Below are 22,931 nucleotides of genomic sequence, written 5' to 3'. Positions count from 1 at the left end.
TCAGGTGCTGTGAACGCACATCGCGGGTTTGGTGCACGCGGAGGGCGCGTCCGGTCTGGCCGGGCGCGCCCTCCGCAATGCTTTGCCGAGCTGGCCATGCTGACCATAAAGTCGGCCAGTTCGGCCGCTCCGCACTCGCCCGGCACCCGGAGCGCCGCTTTCGTAGAAGAAGCTGCCGGTGGCGGTGACGGGAGTGCTGCCGGCTTCGGTCATGGCGCGGAGGTAGCCGCGTTTGCAGGGCTGGGCGACGTAGATGGACGCCGGATCGCCGGTCAGGAGGCCGATCCGGCGGTGGCCGAGCCGCAGCAGGTGACGGGTCGCGTCATAGGCTGCCTGCTCGTCGTCGATCGCCACGCTGGGCGAGCCCGACTTGTCACTGATGGCCACGGAGATGATGGGGACATTGGGGCCCAGCAGTTGCCTCGTCTCCGGCGTGATCACCGCGGAGATGAGGATGACGCCGGCCGCCCGGTAAGTGCGCAGCGTCCGGAGGTAGCCGGCGATGTACGCGGATTTGGCGCCGGTGCGGCCGAGCATCACCGCGTAGCCGCGCTCCTGGGCTTCCTCCTCCACACCCTGCATGACCTGGGAGGCGAGAGCGTCCGAGACCATCGGAGCCAGGAGCCCGATCACGGAGGTCTGCCGGGTCTTGAGGCCCCGGGCGAGATAGTCCGTCTCGTAGCTGAGGCTCTTGACCGCAGTTTCGACGCGTTCCCGGGTCTCGTCGGAGTAGCCCACGAGACCGTTGACAACCCGGGAAACGGTGGCCGGAGACACGCCGGCGTGCTTGGCCACATCGCGGATGGTGACCACTGTTCCTCCTCCCTGAGGGTGTCTGCCGGGCTGTAATGGAATGCCCTTCGCCCCTCTGCTGCGCAGCTCAGTCAGTTTGAGAGGATTTTGCTGGCTTCACTAATGCCAGAGCCTCCGCGGTGGTGTGGCGCCCCTGCTCGTAGCGGCCCTTGTAGCGGTCTGCGTACGGATCCATATTCCTCGGGCTTCCTCGCTTTGGCAGCGGAGGAAGTGCCTGCGTCAACAGCAAGGGCGACGCCTCTGGGACCACCAGCCTGCCGTCCGGAAAGGCTGGCCCCTCCTGTTCACGAGGTTCCTGGTTGCAGTGCCCGCGGCCGATGTCCAGACAGAGGTGCGGAACGGCCAGCGCACTTCGCTTAATAGGCAGCGGCAACCAGTCCTCGATGAGGTAGCTGCGCCACGTGACGCTTTGGTCGCTCAGGGGAACATCGCCCTGGAGGCTGTTGCAATAGGGGCAGCACAACGCTAGATAGGAGCAGTCCGCGGTCTTGCTGTACCTAGTGGCCAGGTACATGGGTGACGGCAAATCTGCCTGCTTCAAGACAGGCATCACCCGACCAGCAATGAGGCGTTCGATCCTGTCGGTGAGGAAGATCCGGGAGCCGTAGTAGTGGGTGGCCAGCAGACTACCCTTTTGTCCGCATCGCGTTTCGACCTGGAGGTCGTCCAGTCGCCACGCTGTGATCCACCGTTTGCAGCTGTCGCGCCAGCATTTGAGCATGGTCGTATCCAGTGAGTAGGCTCTGACGACAAGTTCTACGAATGGCGCGATTTCCTCGTTCAGAAGGTGCGCGATCGCTTCGGCGGCATCCACTGGGGCAGGTCCGGTAAAGGCGGGAAGGCTGAGGGTGCGAGCACCCGGCACTCCGCCGATCATCACGCAGGGCACGGTGTCGGCTTGCCGGTTCACCTCCGCGGCCAGCCACAGGCACTGGATCCCCTCCGCCTCATAGCGTTCCTGCCTGCGACGGAACTCATCGGCGTCCTGTCTGGAGAACTGGATTTCCAAAGCCCGCCGTTTACCATCACGGCTGACCATGACGTCGGCGATCCAGGCCCGGTCGGAAGCCGGATACTCGATCACGGCGTCCCAACCGGCTTCCCTGGCGGCGGCCGCGACCAGGGATTTCATCTCCAAGTGGTCAGCCGATTCCCCACTGGGATGCAAAGTGCAGTCCGCCTCGGCGTGGTGGTAGAAGTGCTTCAGCCCCCGCTTCGAAACCCGGGGCTTGCCCGCCTGGCCGCAGGCCATCATCAGCGGTTCCCCAGCCTTCCACCTCTGGCGGAGTGCCGCCCATTCCTCGTCGCTCAAGAATGGCGCCTCGATGCGTTCATCGGACAGATAGGCGGCAAGCGGCATAGGTCCCCCAGCGGAATTGGCTCTTGGAAGGGACACTACCCGGCCGACCATTGCGAAGGACGGAGCCGCGCTGTCGAGGCAGTATGAAGTAAGTCCCCCCTCAGCGGCATCGTTGGTGGAAATGGCAGAATCAGTCCCGCAGCGCAAGCGGACCGTGGTCACCGCCCTCCCGGTAAGGCTCAACGTGCCCCAGCCAGGGGACCTGTCTGGAGACGGTGTGCCCCTACCGGTCGTCCACGCTTACTCTAGGGACCCCCCATTTTCCGAACCCGGCCGCACCGCCCCTGTCCGCGCCGTAATACGTGCCACTGGCCTTTTAAGAGCGTGCACCATCGTGAGGAAGTGAGCTCGTGCCTCATCACTTTTGATCGTGCTCCGCGTTCAAACTTCGTCCCGAGCGCAGGACTCGCTTATCGTTTGCAGCCAATCGGACTTGAGATACCTGATGTACGGGTGAGCGGAGGACAGTGCTTCTCTCAGCGTTTCGAAAGGTATATACCGACAGACGTCTACGAGCGGACGTGTCATTCGTGCAAAAGTGGGACGATTCACCTGTTGAATGACCTTTTCACGGCGGTCTTCTGGAGCAACCAGGAATAAGGGGATAGCTATATTCGGCTGCATTGCCAACAAGTCGCTCATCCGCAGTAGACCTGAGTAAATGGATGTGGTGCTCTCAATTTCAAAGGCCGCCACGATGGCATTTCCCTGTAGCCAGAGTAAGTCGATGAGCTTGATTGTCTTGTTAGTATCCGGGTCGAACTGTTGGGGAAGTAGCTCCCGCCGGCGTCGCATGGCACCAAGGCGCTGACCCTGCCACTCGCGACCCGGGTCATTCCGGGCAACATGAACGTCGAAGCCCATATCAGCGCCCAGTTTCATCAATAGGTATTGAATCTCAGTATGCTCAGTAGGCCCCGGCACGCCTTCAACAGCTACTGCACGAACGTCTTCAGGGATCAAGAGAACGTCTTCGTCCAGGGGCACTGGCACCTGAACGTCCGTAGTGGAGGATTTCCGGGGCTTTCCGATCGGTCGCCGCACAGGATCATCCTTGGCTTCGGTGAGAGCCCGGAGGACGACTTCCCCGTCAGCGGTCTTCCATTTTGTGGGGGAGCGTCTGAACGGGCCGCTCCACAGATTGGGGTTGCCTAAACCCTGGAAAACTGAGAGTTGGTCTCGCAGGTCCAGTACCGCCACACCAAATTCCGGGTCAACCTCGAGGACTGGGCGTACAGGCAAGCGACTCGGGAAGGTCTGGGATTTCCAAATCACCGACCTGTCAACGAAGGCGTCTCCCACAACTTCCAGAACTCCAACCCACCGGGAGGCCCGGGTTAGGTAACACAGCAAGTAGTCGCCATGCTTCATCTGTTGCACTGTCTTAAGGCTCGATTCGCTGAAGCCAGATATTGAACTTCCGTTGAACCTGAACTCCTCCCAAGTTTCAACAGTGAACAGGTCCAGCCAGTAATTTCGCGCCATGGAAAGCATCTTGTCACAGAGGATGGGCAGCATTACCAGTTCCACGCGGAAGTTGTGTTCAGCCGATACCCTGGCGAAGTGACTGAATTTATTGGGGGAGTGGCGGGGAAGCATCTGCCCGAGGGCTTGTACGAACTACTCAACACGGATGCGCTTGCCAATCAGCTGAACGGCGCTTCAGATCTGCAACCAGTTTTCGCAGACATTGCCGACGAAGACAGCCCGGACGTCCTGTCCCGCCACGTCGCCGACGCCGTCCGCCAAGCACTGGCCGCAGCCAAACCTACCGAACGCGTCGCACTCGCAAACAAGCTCCTCCAGGAGCTACAGCACGCAGACCCTATCGCCGCTGGCCCCACCCAACTCCAGTCCCTCCACCGCCCGGACGCTCTCAAACGCCGCAACCTGCGCCGGCCCACAACCAAACTGAGCGACTCGGCCCTGCTCACGAACAGCAAGGATGATCCGAATCTCGCCGCGGAGCTCCGAACCGAGATCGAGTCCGCCAACACCGTGGACCTCCTCTGTGCCTTCGTCCGCTGGACAGGTCTCCGCTTGCTCCACCCGGCACTGGAGCAGCTCAAGGAACGCGGCGCCAGACTCCGCGTCATCACCACCACCTACATGGGAGCCACGGAACGCCGCGCCATCGACGAACTCGTCACCCGGTACGGCGCCGAAGTGAAGATCAGCTACGAAACCCAGGCCACGCGGCTGCACGCCAAGGCCTGGCTGTTCCGCCGGGATTCCGGCTTCGACACCGCCTACGTCGGCAGCTCCAACCTCAGCCAGGCGGCCCTGCTGGACGGCCTGGAATGGAACGTCCGGCTCAGCTCGATCGGCACGCCCGCGCTGCTGCAGAAGTTCGAGGTGACCTTCGACAGCTACTGGGAGCAGCGAGCCTTCCAAAGCTACGATCCGGAACGGGACAGCGAAAAACTGGACGCTGCGCTGGAACGCAACGGTGGCCGGCGCACCGCAGCCCCGGACGCAGGCACCGGCCTGGAGGTCCAGCCGTACCTCCACCAGGAGGAGATGCTCGAGGACCTGGAAGCCGAGCGCCTCAAGGGCTTCAATCACAACTTGGTGGTCGCGGCCACCGGCACAGGAAAGACCGTCATCGCCGCCTTGGACTACAAGCGTCTGTCTGAGGCTGCCGGACGCGACTTGAAGTTGCTGTTTGTGGCCCACCGTCAGGAAATCCTGAAACAGGCCATGCGGACCTACCGGGACGTCATGCAGGACGGTGCCTTCGGCGAACTCTTCGTCGGGGAGCACAAACCCCGGCAGTGGAAGCACATCTTTGCCTCCGTCCAGTCACTGTCATCCCTCGGCATTGAACAGCTGGCACCCGACTTCTTCGACGTCGTGGTGATCGATGAATTCCACCACGCCATGGCGCCCACCTACCGCCGGCTGCTGGACCACCTAAAGCCGCAGCAGCTCCTCGGACTGACCGCGACGCCCGATCGCGGCGACGGCGTCGACGTCGCCCAGCAGTTCTTCCGCGGCCGCACCGCCAGTGAACTGCGCCTCTGGGACGCGCTGGATGCCGATCTGCTGGTGCCGTTCCACTACTTCGGCGTTTCGGACGACGTCGACCTCAGCCAATTGGAGTGGAAGCGCGGCAACTACGACACCGCGCAGCTGAACAACCTCTACACGGGCAACGACGCCCGCGCCGCCAAGGTGATCCGCGAACTCCGAGACAAGGTCACCAGCACGGAGCAGATGCGGGCCATCGGCTTCTGCGTCTCGGTCCAGCATGCCCACTACATGGCCGAGGTGTTCAACCGCGCCGGCATCACCTCCGTTGCCGTCGACGGGAGCACCGACAACGCCGACCGCGCGACGGCGCTGGAGCGGCTCCGTACACGGGAGATCAACTGCATCTTCGCCGTCGACCTCTTCAACGAAGGTCTGGACCTGCCGCAGGTGGACACCATATTGCTGCTCCGGCCAACGCAGAGTGCCACAATTTTCCTGCAGCAGCTGGGCCGAGGGCTGCGCCGTGCCGAGGGCAAGGCCGTGCTGACGGTCATGGACTTCATCGGCCAGCAACGGCGTGAGTTCCGCTTCGACCTGCGCTACCGGGCGCTGACGGGTTACGGGCGGAAGGAGCTGGAGAAAGCCGTCGAGGACGAGTTTCCGTACCTGCCGTCGGGCTCGCAAATCGTGCTGGACCGGGTGGCTCAGAAGGTGGTGCTGGACAACATCAGGGCTCAGCTGCGGTTCAACCGGGCGCAGCTGGTCCGGGATATCACCTCGTACGCGGAGATCGAGCTGTCGGCGTATCTCGAGCAGTCCGGGAACGACGTGAAGTCGATCTACCGTTCGACCAAGGATTCATGGACCGGCTACCTTCGCCAGGCTGGCTTGATCGACGGGTTCTCGCCGTTGGAGTCAGTCATCACTGGGAGGATTCAAGAGCTCTCGGACGGCGACGAGAAGAAGCTGCTCGGCCGCATGGCAGCGCTGATCCATGTGGACGATCCGGAACGTGCGGACGCGTATTCGATGCTGGTTGGAGCGGACGCGCCCCGCTACGCGGAGCTCGGCATGCGGGAACAGACGTTCGCCCGCATGCTGTTCTACACTCTCTGGGACGACGGCGGCGATTTCGAGTCGTACGACGCCGGACTGGACTATCTGCGCGGCTACCAGTTCGTCTGTAGCGAGATCCGCCAGCTCGTGAAGCTCGGAGTGGCCGCGTCCAAGCATGCAGCCAAGGGTTTGGGGGCGGGGCTGCAGCACGTTCCGCTGCTCTCGCACGCAACCTACCGGCGCGAGGAGATCCTGGCGGCCCTCCAGTACGGCTCGCTGGAGCTTGGCAAGAACGTGCAGCACCGCGAGGGTGTGGCGTGGTGCCCGGCGATGTCCACGGACGCTTTCTTTGTCACGCTGAACAAGGACGACAAGAAGCACTCGGCAACCACGATGTACAAGGACTATGCGATCAGCCCGGAGCTGTTCCACTGGGAGTCGCAGAACGCGACCTCGCCGGGGAGCCCGACCGGGAAGCGGTACCTGGACCGGGCAGCGCACGGGTCGAAGATCCTGATCTTCACCCGGGATACCTCCGAGGACGATACAGGACTGACCGTTCCCTACACGTGCCTAGGCCAGGTTGACTATGTGCAGCATGTAGGGGAGAGGCCGATTGCTATCACCTGGAAGCTGCACCGGCCAATGCCTGCAGACGTCTATGCGGCGGCTGCTGCGGTGGCACAATGATTCTAAAAGTTGCAGCTGCGCAGGTATCCATTCACCGGCGCCGGATGCTGGGGTTCAACCGGTAAAGGAAGCAGGATTCAAGAGTGAGTACCATTACCCCGCACTATCGAACCATTACACAATTACTGCAGAGTCGATCATTCTCCATTGATGATTATCAGCGCGAATACAAGTGGGAACGTCAAAATATCGAAGAACTCGTCTCGGACCTTTTTGGTAAGTTCGATGCGCAGTACGCGCCTGGTGACACGCCGGTAGCGGCCAGCGGCTACACCAGCTACTTTCTAGGTTCAATCATCGTGACGCAACGGAGCGGTAAGAGTTATCTGGTAGATGGGCAGCAACGTGTGACGTCTCTGACGCTCTTGCTAATCCATCTATACCGCGCAGCTAAAGAGAAGAACTTGCAGGTTGCGTCTACGATAGAACCTCTCATCTTTTCTGATACGTATGGAGAGAAGAAGTTTAATCTCGATATTCCCGAACGAGTCCCCGTCATCCGGGCCCTCTTCAACGGCGAAGAATACAACGCGGACGGCAAAGAGGAGTCGATCCGGACGATTCTCGCGCGCTATCAGGACATCGAGAGCACCGGAATCGTCGACGACCTCAGCGAGGGGCTTCAGAGCTTCATATATTGGTTGATGGGCAATGTTGGTCTCATCGAGATCGCGACCGAAAACGATGCTCACGCGTATTCGATATTCGAAACGATGAATGATCGAGGCAGGCCGCTGAGCCCGGTCGACATGCTGAAGGCCTATTTGTTGGCGCCGATCGAGCAAGAGCAGCATCGCCAAGAGGCGAACCGGACCTGGAAGAAGACGGTTCTGGAATTGATCTCGTGGGATGTTGATCCTGATCAGGAGCGGGACGCGACGTGCCTCAAGGCCTGGCTCCGGTCGCAATATGCCGAAAGCATCCGTGAGCGGAAAGCCGGCTCATCAGACAGAGACTGGGAACTGATCGGCACCACCTTCCACCGATGGATCAGAGACAACGAGTCCCGACTGGGCGCCGGTAACGCGCAGCGGAATTTCACTCTCATGACGGAGGAGTTCCCGTTCTTCGCGAGAGCGCACAAGCTGATTCTTCAGGCGAGCCGAACTTACACCAAGGGCTTGGAGCCGCTGTTCTACAATGCACACAACGATTTCACCTGGCAGACGACAGTGCTCATGGCCGCGCTGCGCGTCGACGACGACGACGAGACGGTGCGTCGGAAGCTAGCGGTCACGGCCTCCTACCTCGACATCTGGCTGATGCGGCGCACCTCCAACTACATCCGCGTGGGCTACTCATCCACGAGCTACACCATGTACCTGCTCAGCAAAGAAATCCGTGGCAAATCAGTCGGGGAGCTCGTTGAGATTCTGAGCGTGAAGCTCAAGGAAGATGATGTTGACTTCGAAGGCAGCGAGAGCCGCGGGCGGCGTGGCATTGCCGGGCTTGGCTTGAACCAGTTCAGCCGGAGGTACATCTATCACATGCTGGCTCGCGTCACAGCCTACGTCGAGGCCAGTTCTGGTAAGCCAGATCTTTTTGATAAGTACGTAGATCGAAAGGCCAAGAACCCGAGCGACATTGAGCACATTTGGGCTAACGACTACGGCCGATATCAGGACGAGTGCGCGACGCGTCAAGACTTCGACGAATGGCGCAACAACGTAGCCGGGCTGCTGCTCCTGCCCGCCGACGTCAATCGGAGCTATCAGGACAAGCCATTTTCCGAGAAGGCGCCACACTATGCCAAGCAAAACCTCTATGCAGCAAGCCTGACCGCCAGCGCCTACCAGCATCAGCCACAGTTCGAGTATTTCCGCGTCCGGGAGTCCCTGCCCTTCAGGCCCTACCAAGAATTTGGGAAGCACGAGCAAACGGAGCGGCAGCAACTCTTACTCGCTCTCGCCAACAAGGTCTGGTCGCCAGAGCGCCTCACGGACTATCTCCGTTAAGGGGAAGGCGAAGTACGTGCTCGGCCCGGCAACCGATCGCCGTCGTGCATCGTGGCTGCGGGCGCAGCTGAACGGACAGATAAGCTTCCCTGTAGTTATCGAAGGTCTTGTACACAGGGGGAACACGCGTGGATGCGTTCGGAATTCGTGATCAGCTGATCGCTGGCTACAGGTCCTTCACTGAGGGCTTCGTGGACATCCAGGACCAACGGATCAAGGATGCCGTGGTCGAGCTGGGCGATAAGGGACGACAATGGCCGGACCCATGGCTGTCCCTCAATCCATCGTTCAGCTCGGGCGGCCGTGTAGACGAGCTCGTCAGGCGCGGGCTACTCCACCCGGATTGCGACGCCATCTTCCGCCCCAAAAAGGATCTCAGCGATCGGGGCTCGGCGCCGATTACACTGCACAAGCACCAGCGCGGTGCCATTGAAATCGCGGCCAAGAAAGACTCATACGTCCTGACAACTGGCACGGGCTCCGGTAAGTCGCTCGCGTACATTGGCCAAGGTCCGCGCCACCCTGCCAAGGAGATCTCCGCATGACCACAGAGCAATGGAACTCGTTCATGTCGTTCGCAGCGAGCTTCGCCGGGACCGTTGACTTGGATGGCGAGGAGTACAACTACAAGCTTGCTCTTGCTGAGCGCCTGAAGAATACTCGCGAGGTGTATCTGGCGGGCGACCCAGACTGGTTCGAACGCCTCCAAAAGGACTTGGTTTCCGCCAACCTTATGGACCAGTACTTCATGATGCGTTTGGTCGCCCTGGGCCGGACCTCGCCGGATCTCCTTAGGGAAGTTATTGACATACTGTGGGTCGGCGAGCCAGTCATTCGATCGCTCGATGCGTTCGGGGAACGGCTCCGTCCGTACAGCCCCGACAGATTTGGTCCCGGGGGCATTACTATGTTTGCCTCAGTCCTGTTGCTCGCTCGTGATCCGTTCAGTTACCCTCCTTACCGGGCTCGCGCCGTAAAGAATTTCTTGAAGCTCGTCGGCTGGGATGAGCGAGGGGCCAACGGAACCCCTGCCGAGCGCTATCAGCTGCTGTTGGATGCTCTCGACGAAATCATTCGGTTAGGCCCGGATCATGACATCACACTCCGCAATCGGCTGGATGCCCAAGGTCTGCTATGGACCGTGATGAACGTGGTTCCAACCAATGACTGGACGCCGGAGCAGGCCGCCAGCCTTCGGCAATGGCGGGGAGACAAGGCTCCGGCAGCTGAGTTTGATCTGAGCATCGCTACCGTGACAAAAGCCCCCGAACTTGAGGCCGTGGCACGGCGGATCCTGGAAGTCGGGTTTAGGGGAGGCCCTTCGCTTATGGACGGGGCCACTCCTACGTGGACTGTTGAGAACGCCCGGGAACTCGCCTCACGGGGCCAGCTCGACGTCGGGACTGGCACCTTCATGTTCAAGTACGAGCGCCAGCTGAAAGGCGCGAGCCGCGGGACCATCCTCTTAGCCGCCGAGTTGGCCTACTTGCAGGTGTTGCCTCTCAGCAATGTAGGCGCGGTAACCAAAGTCGCGCGGGTCAACAAGATACTGTCTTGGATCGAGGGTGTCCCTCTCGAACTGCCGGCGGAACTTCGTCGGGGGATGGAATCCGGGGAAGCTTTCAACGGCGGGGTCGGTTTCAACATCCAAGTCGCAGAGCACATGAAATGGCTTTGCAGGCTCGTTGAGCACGTGGCCACTCAGCCGCTGAGGCGGATTGAAGAGGGCCTGGAAGATCCTTGGGCGTTCCGCGAAGTAACCCAGTCTGTGCCTGATGACCGGCCGATGATCCGATACAGCATCGACTACTTGGCTTGGCCCGGGTACTGTCCTCCTGTGGTCAAGCGAGACCACCGGACCGAGATCTGGCACGCTTTCGCTGGCGTCATTGGCGGCGCCACCGGCCGAAACGACGCTGATGAGGCGGCCATTGCCAAAGACCTCCATGCCATTCGACTTGTCCAGCAGGGAAGCTCTAGTGAATTCGTGGAGTGGTACAGCGAACCCTATCTGAGCCAGTGGCGCGTCGGGGCGGAAGATTCGGGACAGCGTGCGTGGCTGGTTAGACAGAGTCAATCAGGGACGGCCATGCTGCACGCGTGGCTTGAGGACGGCTTCGTGTCCACTCCGGCGCAGCACCTGGGATCGCCCGCACCCGGCTCGACGCTGAGCCAAATCCAGACGGCCGTCAACAAGGGCTACCAGCACATCGAATACTCGGAACGGAAACTCCGAGCCACGGAGTACCACAGATTCCTAAGCATCATAAAGGTGGACGACTTCGTGGTCACTGCCTTCGAAGACGGCCTCTACCTCGGCGTCGTGACCGGGGAAGCTCACTTCGCGGACGATGCCTCATCGCGCCTGCGACGTTCCGTGGCATGGCAGAAGACGCCTATCAGCAATGAGGATGTTCCCGCCCCGTTGCCCCGGCTCTTGGCCGAGCAGGGAGCGGTGGTTGACCTCACGGAAGCTTTTTCCATCATTGCGTCTTGGTACGGCGCGGAGTCTGATATCGACGACGAAACTGAAGAAGCGGCACCCACGCCGCAGATCGCCGTCGTGCCTCAGCTGCGGCCGGCGGGGCCGGAACTTGCCCGGAAACTGAATGTGGAACAGGGGCACCTGCAAGAGGTGATCCGACTCCTTCAGACGCGGCAGCAGGTTGTGTTCTATGGCCCTCCCGGTACCGGCAAGACCTATCTGGGAACGGCGATCGCCAAGTTTCTTGCGGGGGAAGAACACGCGGACCACGTCAAGACGGTCCAGTTCCATCCCTCCTATGCCTATGAGGATTTCTTCGAGGGGTACCGTCCCGCGAAGAGCCAGGACGGAAATGTCGGCTTCAGTCTGGAGGCGGGGCCGCTGCGGCGCATCGCCGACGAGGCGGCATCGGACGGCAACCGTGACAAGCCGTACTTCCTGATCATCGACGAGATGAACCGCGGTAACCTGGCCAAGATCTTCGGCGAGCTGTATTACCTGCTGGAGTACCGGAATGAGGGGATCAATCTCCAGTACAACCCGGACAAGGTGTTCGCGCTCCCGCCCAACCTGTTCATTATCGGCACTATGAATACTTCGGACAGGTCCATTGCCATGGTCGACGCGGCCATCCGGCGCCGATTCGCATTCATCGAATTGCATCCGCAGGACGGCATGATCTCGGGACTGCTCGAACGGTTCCTCAAAGCGAATGGGAAACCGACCCTGAGGGCGGACCTCCTCAACGCCCTGAACGGTGAGATTGAGGAGACGAACCGCGATCTCATGATCGGGCCGTCCTATTTCATGAAACCGCACGCCGAAACAGACGAGGGCCTTGAGGATATCTGGAAGTACGAACTGCTCCCACTGCTGGAAGAGCAGTACTTCGGACGACTGAAGCGTGACCAGGTCAGGGAGAAGTTCGGACTCGCCGCCATGCGACGCAAGGCTGGCGCGTTGACGGGGTCTGTGGATCTCTCCGTAGCACCGGGTGAGGCCGAGCTTGATGGCGAAGGGACCCAGGAGCTCGAAAGGTTGTTGACGGATTCCGAAGATACGTCCCGCTGATGCTTGAATCGATTGTCCTCGACGAGCTGCAGAGCTTTGCCGCGCCTGTTGACCTGGACCCAGAGGTCGCCGCGACGCTCCGGGATACCGGATTGGTAACGGTGCTTCCCGCTCACGGCGGCTTGTGGACTGTGCTTCCTGCGGGGAATGTCGGGGCCGTGCAAGTAGGCCATCTCCTGGTCGAGGTGAAACCTAAGCAGAAAGTGGGATTGAACCGGCTGCTATTCCTGCTTGGATACGCCGCCAACAGCGGTTTCCGGCCCGACGACGTCGCCGGGATTGAAGACACTGACTTGTTCGCGGCACTCGGAGAGTCGTTAGCCCGCCAGGGTCTCCGGGCCCTCGAGCGCGGTGCACTGAGTGGATACGTGAGTGTTGAGGAGGCTCTCCGAACGGTGCGGGGCCGCATCCGGGTCGGCGATCAGATGACCCGCCGGCCGGGCATGCTTCTGCCGTTGGAAGTTTCTTACGATGACTTCACAGTGGATATTCCAGAGAATCGGGTTCTCCGGGCCGCCGTGCGACTCATGATGCAGGTGCCCCGGCTCTCCGACGATGTGCGTTGGAGGTTGGCCCACTTGGATTCCAAGCTTGATGGGGTCTCAGAGCTGCGCTTTGGCGCCGCATTGCCCGTCTGGGCCGAATCCCGCCTAAACGAGCGGTACGTCCCGGCTCTGCGGCTGGCCGAAATCATCCTCCGAAACATGTCGGCGGAAGCCGGCCCGGGACGCCACTCCGTGGCCTCTTTCGTCGTGAACATGGCGACGGTCTTTGAGGACTTTCTGACGACGGCGCTGAAGGAGGCGCTGGATAGGTGTTCCGGGGAGACCGTCGGGCAGTATCAGGCGTTCCTCGACGAGGCGGAGCCTGAGGGGCGCAGGGGTGATCGAGTCCGAATGTTGGTCGACATCGTCCATTCCATCGATGGCGTGCCGGCCATGGTGTTCGATGCCAAGTACAAAGCCGCCTCGCCTTCCGGAGCGTACCCAAACGCTGATCACTATCAGATGTTGGCTTACTGCACGGCGCTGGGCGTTTCCAGAGCCTGGCTCATCTACGCGGGACCAGGGCAGGCCCGGGTCCGTCGTGTCAGGAACTCTGAAGTTTCAGTTGTGGAATACCCCATCGACCTTTCGCAAACGCCGGAGGACTTGCTGGCACGGGTAAGAGACTTGGCGGACAGAGCATACTCGCGTCGAAGAAATATTCTCGACGAGCCGCTTGCGGGCGTTGTCGCAGTCATCCATTAGGATTATCGAAATTGGTCTGAGAACGCATACAGGCGGTGTTGATGGCCTCCGGCATGCCCCTTGAGCCCGTCGCAGACCGTGATGCAGACATCCTCCACACCCGGGTGCCTGATCTCGGTCAGCACTGAGAGCCAGAACTTCGCCCCCTCGCCGCCGTCCCCGGCCCACAGCCCGAGGATGTCGCGTTCGCCGTTGACGCTGACACCGATCGCGACGTAGACCGGCCGGTTCGTGACCTGCCCGTCGCGGACCTGGACGTGGATCGCGTCGATGAACACCACCGGGTAGACCCGGTCCAGGGGCCGGTTCTGCCACTCGGTCATCTCGGCGACGACCTTCTCGGTGATCCGCGAGATCGTGTCTTTTGAGACCCCGGCACCGAAGACCTCGCCGAAGTGCGCCGCGATCTCCCCGGTCGTGAGGCCCTTCGCGCTCAGGGACAACACGATCTCGTCCACGCCCGTCAGCCGGCGCTGCCGTTTCCTGACGATCTGAGGATCGAACGTCGCCCCCGTGTCCCGCGGCACGTCGATTTCCACCGGCCCGATCTCGGTCAGCACGGTCTTGGTGCGGGTGCCGTTGCGGGAGTTCCCGCTCCCGCGCCCGGACACGTCGTGTTTGCCGTATCCGAGGTGCTCGTCCATCTCCGCCTCCAGAGCGGTCTCCAGGACGTTTTTCGTCAACCGGTTCAACAGCCCGTCCCGGTCGACGAGCTCGATTCCCTGCTCCCTGGCCTGGGCCAGGAGCTGCTGCGCCGACTCTTGCTGATCCACATCAGTCGCCATGGGATCCATGGTTCCGCTCATGATCAGTCCTCCCCGCCAGGCGCCGCCCGGCGTGTCAGGCCAACCCGGATCAACCGTTATTCAGACACTCCCTAAACAAAAGCCGGGGCAGTCCCGGGCTGGGCCTTATAGAGGCTTTAAGTTTTCTGTCTGTCAGCAGGTGAATTGCCAGGGACTTTGGTTGGGTGGGTGTGATAACACGCTGGAGTCGTTGACTCATGGCTGAGGATTTCCGGTTGCACTGTGGAGTTGCTTAGACACCTGCTGAGGCGACCAGGAAGTCCTCAATGTCCCACGCTAATGCCGCTTGGACGCCACGCCAACGACTGCGGGTCGCGCGTCTGGTCTTTGATCAAGGAAGGCCTGTGTCCCGGGCCGCCGAAAATTCAACTACGCGTGGCCCACCGCCAAGCGCTGTCGACATCAGAAGGGTGGCTCGTTAGTGGCTTTTATTTCCAGCACGCGGTCGAGCCTGAATACGCCTCTTGAACGTGTGGTGGTTTGGTGCATCAACTACCCAGGAATTACTGTCATAATGCTCGTCTGAGGCAGACATCTCTACCTAGTCAAGAAAAGGATAAAATGCCGCAATCTGTTGGACACATCGTTCATGAACGCACACAACATTGTGTCGGGCAGGGTTTTTTCATTCAGGAACAGTGAAATATTTCTCGCCGCCTGCTCGGCCCCTTGAGCTCTCCTACGTTTACGATTGTGGCTCCAAGAAGGGTGCCACACAGCGCGATGTATCAATCGAATCATTCAAAGGTTCGGCGTCCGGATCCAGAGGTGACTTTCTCTTTATCTCGCACCTTGATCAAGATCACGTCAATGGGTTGACTGTCTTATTGCGCAACTTCCACTTCGACTACGTCGTACTTCCGCTTTTTCCGTGGCAGGAGCGACTGATCCGTGCGGCTGCGCATATTTCCCGGACTGCTTCCTCTGGCCTTTCTGGGCCCGACGACGCAGGGAGCAGTAATGAATGGTACCTCGCGCTGCTTTCCGACCCTCGTGCGGCATTGGAGTCCTTGGCTGGAGCCGGCTCGATCATAGAGTTATCGCCAACAGCCCCGGACCCGGACGAGAATCAGTCTGTCAGATTCCGACCGAACGCTGAGTGGAATGATGACGCAGATCCTTCAGCACCTCCGCTCTGGATGGCCTCGTCAACTGGTCCACGCATGGCAGACAATGCGTCGTGGATATTCGGACCGTCTGACGACGAAGAGTACTGGACTTTCCTGCCCCATGTAGATCCCGGAATTCTGCACAACACCGATACGTTTCAGAAGGAGCTCTGTAACTCCCTTCCCCAGCGTCAGGACGGTCGTCCATGGGATTTTTCCGATAATAGTCATCTAGAAGAGGTTCTCGGGGCAGAGAAACTTCGCCGTCTAATGAAGCGCAGCTACGAAGCCGCGGCGCCCTCTGTCAATGGGACTTCTCTAACGCTCTTATCGACCTTGACGGGCGACGTCGGTTCTGGCGGAGCCTGGAAACTGCGGCGTTCCATTCATACGACTGGTGCCGGTGGAACGCGCGCGTCGGTCTCCCGCGAAATGTGGTACGGAAGGAAGGGGGCGGTTGGATGGCTGGGATTGGGCGATTCCGACATGTCTGGTCAGAGTTTGTCGCGAAGAGCGTCCACCCCCCTTGGTGGAGTGCTGTCTTGCTTCAGCCCCTTTGCGGATGCGATCCATACAATCGCAATCCCCCATCACGGATCAGTGACGGATTTCAGTGATGACCTCCTGACAACTTTTCAACCGGTCGTGTGCGTTGCTTCAGCGGCGGCAAGCAACAAGTACGGCCATCCACACCCTGACGTAGTCAGCAGTATTGCCGACTATGGGGCACGTTTCGTTTTTGTTACTGAAGGAAGGTCCTCCGAATACAACCACGTATTTGAACTTGAGCGCATCTGATGTCCTTCTCGAGTGGGCAAGCTGATGTGCTCCTACACCGCCGGGCACGTGGACACCGCCAGGTGGATTTCGCGGCCGACGGCGAGCAGTTCCTCGGCGATCTGGCCACCGGACTGGCCGGTGCCAACGATGAGCACCGCACCGTCGGGCAGTTGGCCCGGGTTGCGGTAGCTGTCGGTGTGAAGCTGCAGGATGTGGCCAGGCAGTTGCGCCGACAGTGCCGGGATTTTCGGCGTCTGGTAGCCGCCGGTCGCGAGCACCACGTTCCGGGCCCGCCAGCTGCCCTGGGTGATGGCCACGTCGAAGCCGCCGCCGTCCGCGGGCGCGATACGCGTGACATCCGCACCCGTCCGGACTGGAGCGCCGATGCTCTCCGCATAGTGCCGGAAATGGCCGATCAGGTCATCTCGCAGCATGAATGCTTCCGGGGCGGGGCCGTCATACGGCATGCCGGGCAGCGCGAGCGAGAAGTTCGGCGTGTTCAGGCAAAAAGCGTCCCACCGGTCCTGCCACGCCCCGCCAAGCGTTTCGCGCCGTTCCAGCAACTGATGTTCGACGCCGGCCCGGCTTAGCCAGTAGCTCGTGGCCAGGCCAGCCTGCCCGGCCCCGACGATAAGGGTGTTGACACTCTGCGGAGCCTGACCTGTGGCGGCTGCTTCGGGGGACGGCATGGCTACTTCCTGGCGGCCTCTGTGTTGCGCGCCTTCAAGGGCACGCTTGCAAAGTGGTCAAACGCGTCGGTCTCCATGGTTCTCCTCCCGTAGCCAAGGGACAGGGATGGATTTGTTGGCAGGATATGCCCGCAGCGCCGCCGCGTACAGGTGCCCGACGACGGCGGGGGGCCGCACTGCCGGCCCCGCATCTACTTGCCCACTTGAGGCTCCGCAGAGGCAGCAACGAGGTCAGTGGAAGCGCGGCAATTATGACACCGTGCAGCTGAACACCCTTTCCTCCGGCAACGACGCCCGCGCCGCCAAGGTGATCCGTGGACTCCGCGACCTCGGTGATCCTGATTTTTACTCGTGATTCGGCCGAAGACCAGACAGGTCTGACCGTTCCCTATACGTGCCTCGGATAGGTGGACTATGTCCAGCACGCGGGTAAGAGGCCGATTGCGATCACCTGGAAGCTGCATCGGCTAATGCTGGCCGACGTCTATGTGTCGGCGGCCGCGGTGGCGCGATAGCCGGCATCGGAACAAAGCTAGTCCCTAGTGAATGACCTCTGCGTATCTCGCATCACTCACCGTCCTCAACTCGGGCCTGCCCGGATGTGCACGGTGCATGCGAACTCCGCTCACGACGCGGTGACGAAGATCTGTACGCTTCCTTTGCTCGCCGGCGAGAACATCTCCAGCGCAATTAATGCTGAATACCTACAAAAACCAAACTCAGTTTGCAGGGTAGGCTCCAACTCTGCCCGTTTTGGACGGGAAGTCCACTGTGGGAAGCGAGCGAGGACAAATGAAAGAGCTGGAGCACCAGATCAGAGCGGTGTCGGACTACGTGGCACTCGAGACTGACGAGGAAGTGGTCCATGCCGAGCGCCTTGTCAGCACCAAAGTCTTGGGTGAAGTCCACGAAGTTTGGGACGTTCGAACGAACGACGACAGGTATTGGGTCGTCACCAATCCTAGGAACCTGTACTCACAGGAAGAGTTTAGGTCCGCAAATGAGGCAGTGACGTACCATGTCGGCCTGACTGCTCGCGTAGCATCACGGGGCGCAAGCCAAGCCGACGTAGGAGACTCGGCGCAGGTTAGCGTGGCGTGGCGAAAGTTCCAGCAGGCGGAAGAGGCGTACAATGCAGCCGATGAGGCTGAAGCCTTCCAAGCGGTGGGCGTCAGGTGTCGCGAGGCATTGCTGGCGTTAACGGCGAGTGTCGCGGCAGTCGTACCCGCCGGGGCTTTGGATGAACCCCCGCAGTTGAGCAATTTCAAGGGCTGGGCTGGAGTCGCGTCAGAGCACATTGCTTCCGGCCGGCTTCGTGCCTACCTCAAGAGTGCCGCCGACAGAACCTGGGACCTGGCAGTTTGGTTGCAGCACTATGCGGATGCAACCCCGTGGGATGCGGAACTTGTACTCGACGCCACGTCGCATGCGATAAGCACTTTTACGATGGCCCTACACCGCCATCGCATGGGCCAGCCACAGCGATGCTCAAGGTGTGGATCTTATCGAGTCGAAGAGGACTGCGGTGTCATCTCCAAGGAACCCTTTGAGATGTGGCATGAAAATGTCTGCGGAGCGTGTGAGCTCCGGTGGGGGCGAAGGGTCACGTCCGCGTAGTGTGAACGCGCGTTCGGGCATGCTCCCTTAGGATTGTTCGAATGGTGGATCCGAGGAAGGCGCGAGGCCTTGATAGCTAGAGTGGGGGCGTTTCTTCGGCTGCTAGGTCGGCTCCTGAAGGCGCTGGCGAAATTGATTAAGTCCAACTGGACGGATTCCGTCAGCTATCTGGGCGCTCTCGGCATCATTGTCGGCGGGTGCATGGTTGCTTTGCCGCCTCTCTTCACCGCACCTGAGGATGGCAAGCAAGCTGACGTGGGGTGGGCCGTCGTCCTCATTATCGTCGGCGTTTGCGTATCGGCCGCGGGTGCAATCGGGCAGGGCGTCGCTATGCACAGACTCCGACGCAAGCTCAGGGATGTCACGCTGTTGGCCAGGTCAGATGAGGCCGTTGCGATGCGGTCGGTGCTCCACCGGAATCTCGAGCGCTTGGAAGAACTGCGGCGAGTTTCGTCATCGTCCACTAGTCAAGCGAAGGTGCTTGGCGCATACAAGCCCCTGGTGACGGGCGTTCTCGGCAGGCTTCAGGCCTACTTTGAACGGGATGGAGTTCCCGTGAGGGTCAATTACTACCGCTTGGGCAAGAGTGGTGGCGACTACTTTCTCGAGGTTGTGGACAATACCTTTGAGGTGCGTCGCACAAAAATCACGGCCAAAGAACCCGAAGAGCGGGAGATTCTTCTGAGGACACTTCGTGGCGACAGCGAGTACCGCGCCGACATGGAGACACCGCATGCTGGGCAAGATTCGGAGCGCGCTTACCGCTGCTTCGCCTCTGTTGCGGCGGTGGTCGATGGACAAATCCACGGAATGCTGTCCATGAACACGACCGCGCCGAAGGGACTGCCGGAGAGGCTCGCCATGGAATATCTCGGGTTGTTCGGGCTGATTTTGGCCGTGGCTGAATCGTGTGTGGGGCTCTCAGTACCCCACACGAAAGGTGAAGACTCAGGAATGTCGGCCCTCGTTAGTACTGTCAGTGCACACTAGACTGGGGGCAACCAGCCGAAGTATTGGCTCCGGCCGATACTTGGAAGGAGAACAAGGATGGCCACCACGGTAAGAAGGCAGAAGCAGCAACGCCCGACGGAGTTTGATTCTGCCGTGCAGCGAGAAGCCGATGAACTTCGAGGCGAGCTCGAGAGCGCACGGCGCGAGGAACTGTCCAAGATGGAGCAGGAAGGCCGCAAGTGGGTCGAGTCGTGGTTGCGGCGAAATCCCGGGAAGAAGATCTAGGACCGGGTTGCCCACGCCGGGTTTCTTGTTCCGCGCGCTCAAGCGCCCACTAAAGCTAGACGATGACCAGCCTCGCGCGCGACCCAGGCCAGTCCCGGGGGGATCGGTGAACTTCTGGGCGGTAGTGCCGCCTGAGGACTGGAACAGGTGCGTTATCTCACTGGACTGGATCGCTTCCCCAACCCGCCTGAAGAAGCACCTTCAGCTCGATTTCAAGCCGGCCGATGAGTGCCCCACTCCCGAGCCTGTCGCCATATGGACCGAAGACGGAATGTCGACGTCCAGATAGGCGCCCTGCCTGGTCAGCTCGATCTGCCGCTTGCCTAGCAGGGGGTCCCTCTGCGGCCCGCGCCGCATATTGGGGGACTGCGGAGCGGCCTAGGCAAAGTTGCTTGATGTCCGGCGGAGCACCGAATCAAGAACGATTCCATCGCGGCGTTGTCCACGCACGCACCGACCCTGCCCATCGAGCCGGTCAGCCCGTTATGCCGGAGCGATTCAACGAAGCGGCGGGACCGGAACTGGGAGCCGCGGTCCGAATGCACCACTGTCCCTCCCGGACGGCGTGACCGCACCGCGTTCTCCAGCGCAGACACGGCCAGCGAGGATTTCATCCGCGAGTCCATCGAGTACCCGACGATCCTCCCGGAATAGACGTCCTTCACCGCGCAGAGGTAGAGCTTCCCTTCGGCGGTGGGGTGTTCGGTAATGTCGGTCAGCCACAGCTCGTTCGGGGCAGCGGCGGTGAAGTCACGCTCGACCAGGTCATCGTGAACCGGTGGTCCCGGTTTCCGGTTTCCGGTTCAGGCCCCGTTTCTTCGAAAACACCGACCAGATGCCCTGGACGCTGCACAAACGCTGGACCCTGTTCTCTCCCGCCGTGATGCCTTGCTCCGGAAGCTCATCGGCGATGAACCGGTACCCGAACGCCGGATCGTCGGCATGGATGTCCAGGGCGGCGTTGACCAGGTGCGCATCGGCCCAGTCCCGTTCCGTCACCGGGCTTGCCCTCCCCCGGTAGTAGCCTTGCTTGCTGAACTTCAACACCCTGCAGGTCACCGCCACGGGCATTCCCTCGGCGGCAAGATCCGTGACCAGCGGGTAGATCATTTTGGGTTGATGTCCCTTGCCAGATAGGCAGCAGCCCGGCGCAGAATCTCATTCTCCTGCTCCAACAGGCGGTTGCGCTTCTTCAGCTCGCGCATCTCGGCCGACTCTGACGGTGCCGGCCGTTCCCCGGTTTCCTTACGCTCGGCGATGGCGATCCAGCGCTTCAGCGTGGTGACCGAAAGCCCGAAACCCTTCGCAATCTGCGCCAGCGGCGCCTCGCCCTTGCGGGGCCACATCAATAACATCCTGGCGGAACTCCGCCCCATAAGCCGTCGGCATGGTCAACATCCTTCCACGAGCACCAGCTCGCTAGTTCAAGGAGTCAACAAGACCGGGGGCAGTCCCCACTGTGTTTCAGCAATATTCGGCCTTCCGAAAATGTGCGCAATATGACTAGCTCAAGAGGAATGCCGCTCCCGGCCCGCCGAATACGATGAGATTCGCCGGCCGGTTGGAGCTTGCCGACCTACGCGCTGCTTTGCGGCCTCAGGATGGGCGAGGTCCGGTCCCTGAGTCGGGCCGGCGTCGATTTCTGACTATGAAGGGTCGCAAACGCCCTTCAAACCTCCAAGCTAAACACCCACAGCAGTACATCCTCGCCCGGCACGTACCAGTCGCGGTCCGGAACCCTCTGGAAGCCCAGGGATTCATAGAGAGCATGGGCTGGTTCCATAAACGTCGCACTCGTGATGGTGATCCCGCTGATGTCCGGCAATGATTGCGCATGATCAATGACCTGACGGACAACGGCGCGCCCGACTCCCTTGCCTTGAACAGCCGGATCAACAGCGAGCATCCGGAACTCCAGCTCATTGTCGCGGGCGATCTCGCTGTACGGCTGCCCTGCGAACGTCAGCGTCACCGCCGCGACCACGTCACCGGAGGCTTCGGCCACCCACACCTCAGCATGCTCCGCCCGGTGTTCCACGTTGTCCAGCACACTCATGTAGGTGTGGTCGGCCGTGAAATGCCCGGCGCGGAGGTACGCCTCCCGGGTGATTCTCCGGACCTCTGGATAGTCGGCAGGCCCTGCAGGCCTGAAAACCAAGGTCACCGGCAAGCAACCCCGGCTCCGGCCACCCGGGCAATGTACTCCTCCAGCGGAGCCAGCGCAGGCTGGGACGAGGGGTCACCCACCGCATCCGCGCCGACTGCGTTAGCCACGGCCAGCGCCGCGGAGTAGTCGAGTCCCGCCCGAATCGCCAGGACGAGGGCTGCGCAAAACGCGTCACCGGCACCGATCGTGTTCGCCACCGTCACAACAGCAGCTGGAGCCTCCGCCACCCGTCGCCCGCGCTCGAACATCGCCGACCCGTCCTTGCCGTACGTCACCGCAACAAGCTTCGCGTCTCCCAGCGCATGGATCAGCTCGTACTCGGTTTCGTTGACGATCACCAGGTCGCAGCGCTCCAGCAGCTCCGCCGGCAGGTCCATGGCCGGGGCCGCGTTCAGGACGAAGAAACCGGAGGAACGACGGGCGGCTTCCACCACCACGGGCAGGCCCACTTCGAGCTGGCAGAGCACCGTCTCGTCCGGGCCGAACTCCACCCCATCCAGCGAAAACCCGGAATTCGCCCCCGGGCAGACCACGATCTGGTTCTCGCCGTCGCGGTCCACCACGATCAGCGCGGTACCCGTTGCGCCGCCGTCGAGCACTGCTACATCGGTGGTGTCCACTCCCGCGCCGGAAAGGGACTCGACCATCAGGCGGCCCTGGGCGTCGCTGCCCACGGCGCCGATCATCCGGGCGCTCCCGCCCAGCCGGGCGGCGGCAACGGCCTGGTTGGCTCCCTTGCCGCCAGGCTGCTGCTGAAGAACACCGCCGCCGATGGTCTCGCCGGCGGTGGGAAGCCGGTCCGTGGTGGCGATGATGTCGAGGTTGATGCTGCCGACGACGGTGACGGCAGGAAGGCGAGTGCTCATGAAAGGTC

At 61.1% G+C, this 22,931-nt stretch carries 14 protein-coding genes and 4 pseudogenes; 10 read left to right on the top strand and 8 right to left on the bottom strand.

The window, feature by feature from the left end; all coding sequences use genetic code 11:
- From AC1D2F_RS15575 to AC1D2F_RS15565, 3 genes are all read right to left on the bottom strand, one after another.
- Positions 1-813, bottom strand: coding sequence for a LacI family DNA-binding transcriptional regulator (locus tag AC1D2F_RS15575; RefSeq protein WP_476967109.1), 813 nt, complete (start codon positions 811-813; stop codon positions 1-3).
- Positions 814-880: 67 nt separating this feature from the next.
- The gene (locus AC1D2F_RS15570) at positions 881-2,173 is read right to left on the bottom strand and encodes a competence protein CoiA (protein ID WP_476967108.1); all 1,293 of its coding nucleotides are present in this window, start codon (positions 2,171-2,173) and stop codon (positions 881-883) included.
- A gap of 381 nt (positions 2,174-2,554) precedes the next feature.
- Positions 2,555-3,691, bottom strand: coding sequence for a hypothetical protein (locus AC1D2F_RS15565; RefSeq protein ID WP_476967107.1), 1,137 nt, complete (start codon positions 3,689-3,691; stop codon positions 2,555-2,557).
- A 45-nt stretch (positions 3,692-3,736) separates the two neighbouring features.
- Here AC1D2F_RS15565 and AC1D2F_RS15560 point away from each other — a divergent pair, with 45 nt between their 5' ends.
- The 5 genes from AC1D2F_RS15560 (at position 3,737) to AC1D2F_RS15540 (ending at position 13,653) form a co-directional block, all read left to right on the top strand.
- A complete protein-coding gene (locus AC1D2F_RS15560; protein ID WP_476967106.1) occupies positions 3,737-6,892 on the top strand; it encodes a DEAD/DEAH box helicase in 3,156 nt (1,051 codons plus the stop codon).
- Between the two features lie 83 nt (positions 6,893-6,975).
- The gene (locus tag AC1D2F_RS15555; protein WP_476967105.1) at positions 6,976-8,847 is read left to right on the top strand and encodes a DUF262 domain-containing protein; all 1,872 of its coding nucleotides are present in this window, start codon (positions 6,976-6,978) and stop codon (positions 8,845-8,847) included.
- Between the two features lie 128 nt (positions 8,848-8,975).
- On the top strand, positions 8,976-9,392 hold the full coding sequence (locus AC1D2F_RS15550) for a hypothetical protein (RefSeq protein ID WP_476967104.1): 417 nt from the start codon (positions 8,976-8,978) through the stop codon (positions 9,390-9,392).
- Positions 9,389-12,403: an McrB family protein gene (locus AC1D2F_RS15545; protein ID WP_476967103.1), complete on the top strand. Its 3,015-nt coding sequence runs from the start codon at positions 9,389-9,391 to the stop codon at positions 12,401-12,403. The genes AC1D2F_RS15550 and AC1D2F_RS15545 overlap by 4 nt, the downstream gene beginning before the upstream one ends.
- Entirely contained in the window at positions 12,403-13,653 is a 1,251-nt protein-coding gene (locus AC1D2F_RS15540) for an McrC family protein (protein WP_476967102.1), read from the top strand. The genes AC1D2F_RS15545 and AC1D2F_RS15540 overlap by 1 nt, the downstream gene beginning before the upstream one ends.
- Positions 13,654-13,709: 56 nt before the next feature.
- Here AC1D2F_RS15540 and AC1D2F_RS15535 read toward each other — a convergent pair.
- Positions 13,710-14,447: pseudogene (locus AC1D2F_RS15535) on the bottom strand (IS256 family transposase); the annotation flags it as partial.
- Positions 14,448-15,097: 650 nt separating this feature from the next.
- Here AC1D2F_RS15535 and AC1D2F_RS15530 point away from each other — a divergent pair.
- The gene (locus AC1D2F_RS15530; protein WP_476967101.1) at positions 15,098-16,366 is read left to right on the top strand and encodes a hypothetical protein; all 1,269 of its coding nucleotides are present in this window, start codon (positions 15,098-15,100) and stop codon (positions 16,364-16,366) included.
- Positions 16,367-16,407: 41 nt separating this feature from the next.
- Here the strand turns inward: AC1D2F_RS15530 and AC1D2F_RS15525 are convergent.
- Positions 16,408-17,037 (bottom strand): annotated as a pseudogene (locus AC1D2F_RS15525) (flavin-containing monooxygenase); the annotation flags it as partial.
- A gap of 561 nt (positions 17,038-17,598) precedes the next feature.
- Between AC1D2F_RS15525 and AC1D2F_RS15520 the strand changes: the two are divergent.
- The 4 genes and pseudogenes from AC1D2F_RS15520 to AC1D2F_RS15505 form a co-directional block, all read left to right on the top strand.
- Positions 17,599-17,726 (top strand): annotated as a pseudogene (locus tag AC1D2F_RS15520) (CpaF family protein); the annotation flags it as partial.
- A 103-nt stretch (positions 17,727-17,829) separates the two neighbouring features.
- Positions 17,830-18,654, top strand: coding sequence for a hypothetical protein (locus tag AC1D2F_RS15515; protein ID WP_476967152.1), 825 nt, complete (start codon positions 17,830-17,832; stop codon positions 18,652-18,654).
- A 132-nt stretch (positions 18,655-18,786) separates the two neighbouring features.
- Entirely contained in the window at positions 18,787-19,644 is an 858-nt protein-coding gene (locus AC1D2F_RS15510; protein WP_476967100.1) for a hypothetical protein, read from the top strand.
- A gap of 57 nt (positions 19,645-19,701) precedes the next feature.
- Entirely contained in the window at positions 19,702-19,890 is a 189-nt protein-coding gene (locus AC1D2F_RS15505; RefSeq protein WP_476967099.1) for a hypothetical protein, read from the top strand.
- A 419-nt stretch (positions 19,891-20,309) separates the two neighbouring features.
- Here AC1D2F_RS15505 and AC1D2F_RS15500 read toward each other — a convergent pair.
- The 3 genes and pseudogenes from AC1D2F_RS15500 to AC1D2F_RS15490 form a co-directional block, all read right to left on the bottom strand.
- Positions 20,310-21,279 (bottom strand): annotated as a pseudogene (locus tag AC1D2F_RS15500) (IS3 family transposase); the annotation flags it as partial.
- A gap of 280 nt (positions 21,280-21,559) precedes the next feature.
- Complete coding sequence (locus tag AC1D2F_RS15495; protein WP_476967098.1) at positions 21,560-21,946, bottom strand: GNAT family N-acetyltransferase; 387 nt, start codon at positions 21,944-21,946, stop codon at positions 21,560-21,562.
- Between the two features lie 104 nt (positions 21,947-22,050).
- On the bottom strand, positions 22,051-22,923 hold the full coding sequence (locus AC1D2F_RS15490; RefSeq protein WP_476967097.1) for a ribokinase: 873 nt from the start codon (positions 22,921-22,923) through the stop codon (positions 22,051-22,053).
- Between the last annotated feature and the right edge of the window lie 8 nt (positions 22,924-22,931).

The organism is Arthrobacter sp. P1_B3 (assembly GCF_056406615.1).
This window is presented reverse-complemented; position numbering and strand designations above follow the sequence as displayed.

Coding starts and splice junctions, on each gene's coding strand:
- AC1D2F_RS15570 (WP_476967108.1), bottom strand. CDS start 2,173: ATGCCGCTTGCCGCCTATCTGTCCGATGAACGCATCGAGGCGCCATTC.
- AC1D2F_RS15565 (WP_476967107.1), bottom strand. CDS start 3,691: ATGCTGCCCATCCTCTGTGACAAGATGCTTTCCATGGCGCGAAATTAC.
- AC1D2F_RS15545 (WP_476967103.1), top strand. CDS start 9,389: ATGACCACAGAGCAATGGAACTCGTTCATGTCGTTCGCAGCGAGCTTC.
- AC1D2F_RS15540 (WP_476967102.1), top strand. CDS start 12,403: ATGCTTGAATCGATTGTCCTCGACGAGCTGCAGAGCTTTGCCGCGCCT.
- AC1D2F_RS15515 (WP_476967152.1), top strand. CDS start 17,830: ATGAAAGAGCTGGAGCACCAGATCAGAGCGGTGTCGGACTACGTGGCA.
- AC1D2F_RS15505 (WP_476967099.1), top strand. CDS start 19,702: ATGGCCACCACGGTAAGAAGGCAGAAGCAGCAACGCCCGACGGAGTTT.
- AC1D2F_RS15495 (WP_476967098.1), bottom strand. CDS start 21,946: ATGAGTGTGCTGGACAACGTGGAACACCGGGCGGAGCATGCTGAGGTG.
- AC1D2F_RS15490 (WP_476967097.1), bottom strand. CDS start 22,923: ATGAGCACTCGCCTTCCTGCCGTCACCGTCGTCGGCAGCATCAACCTC.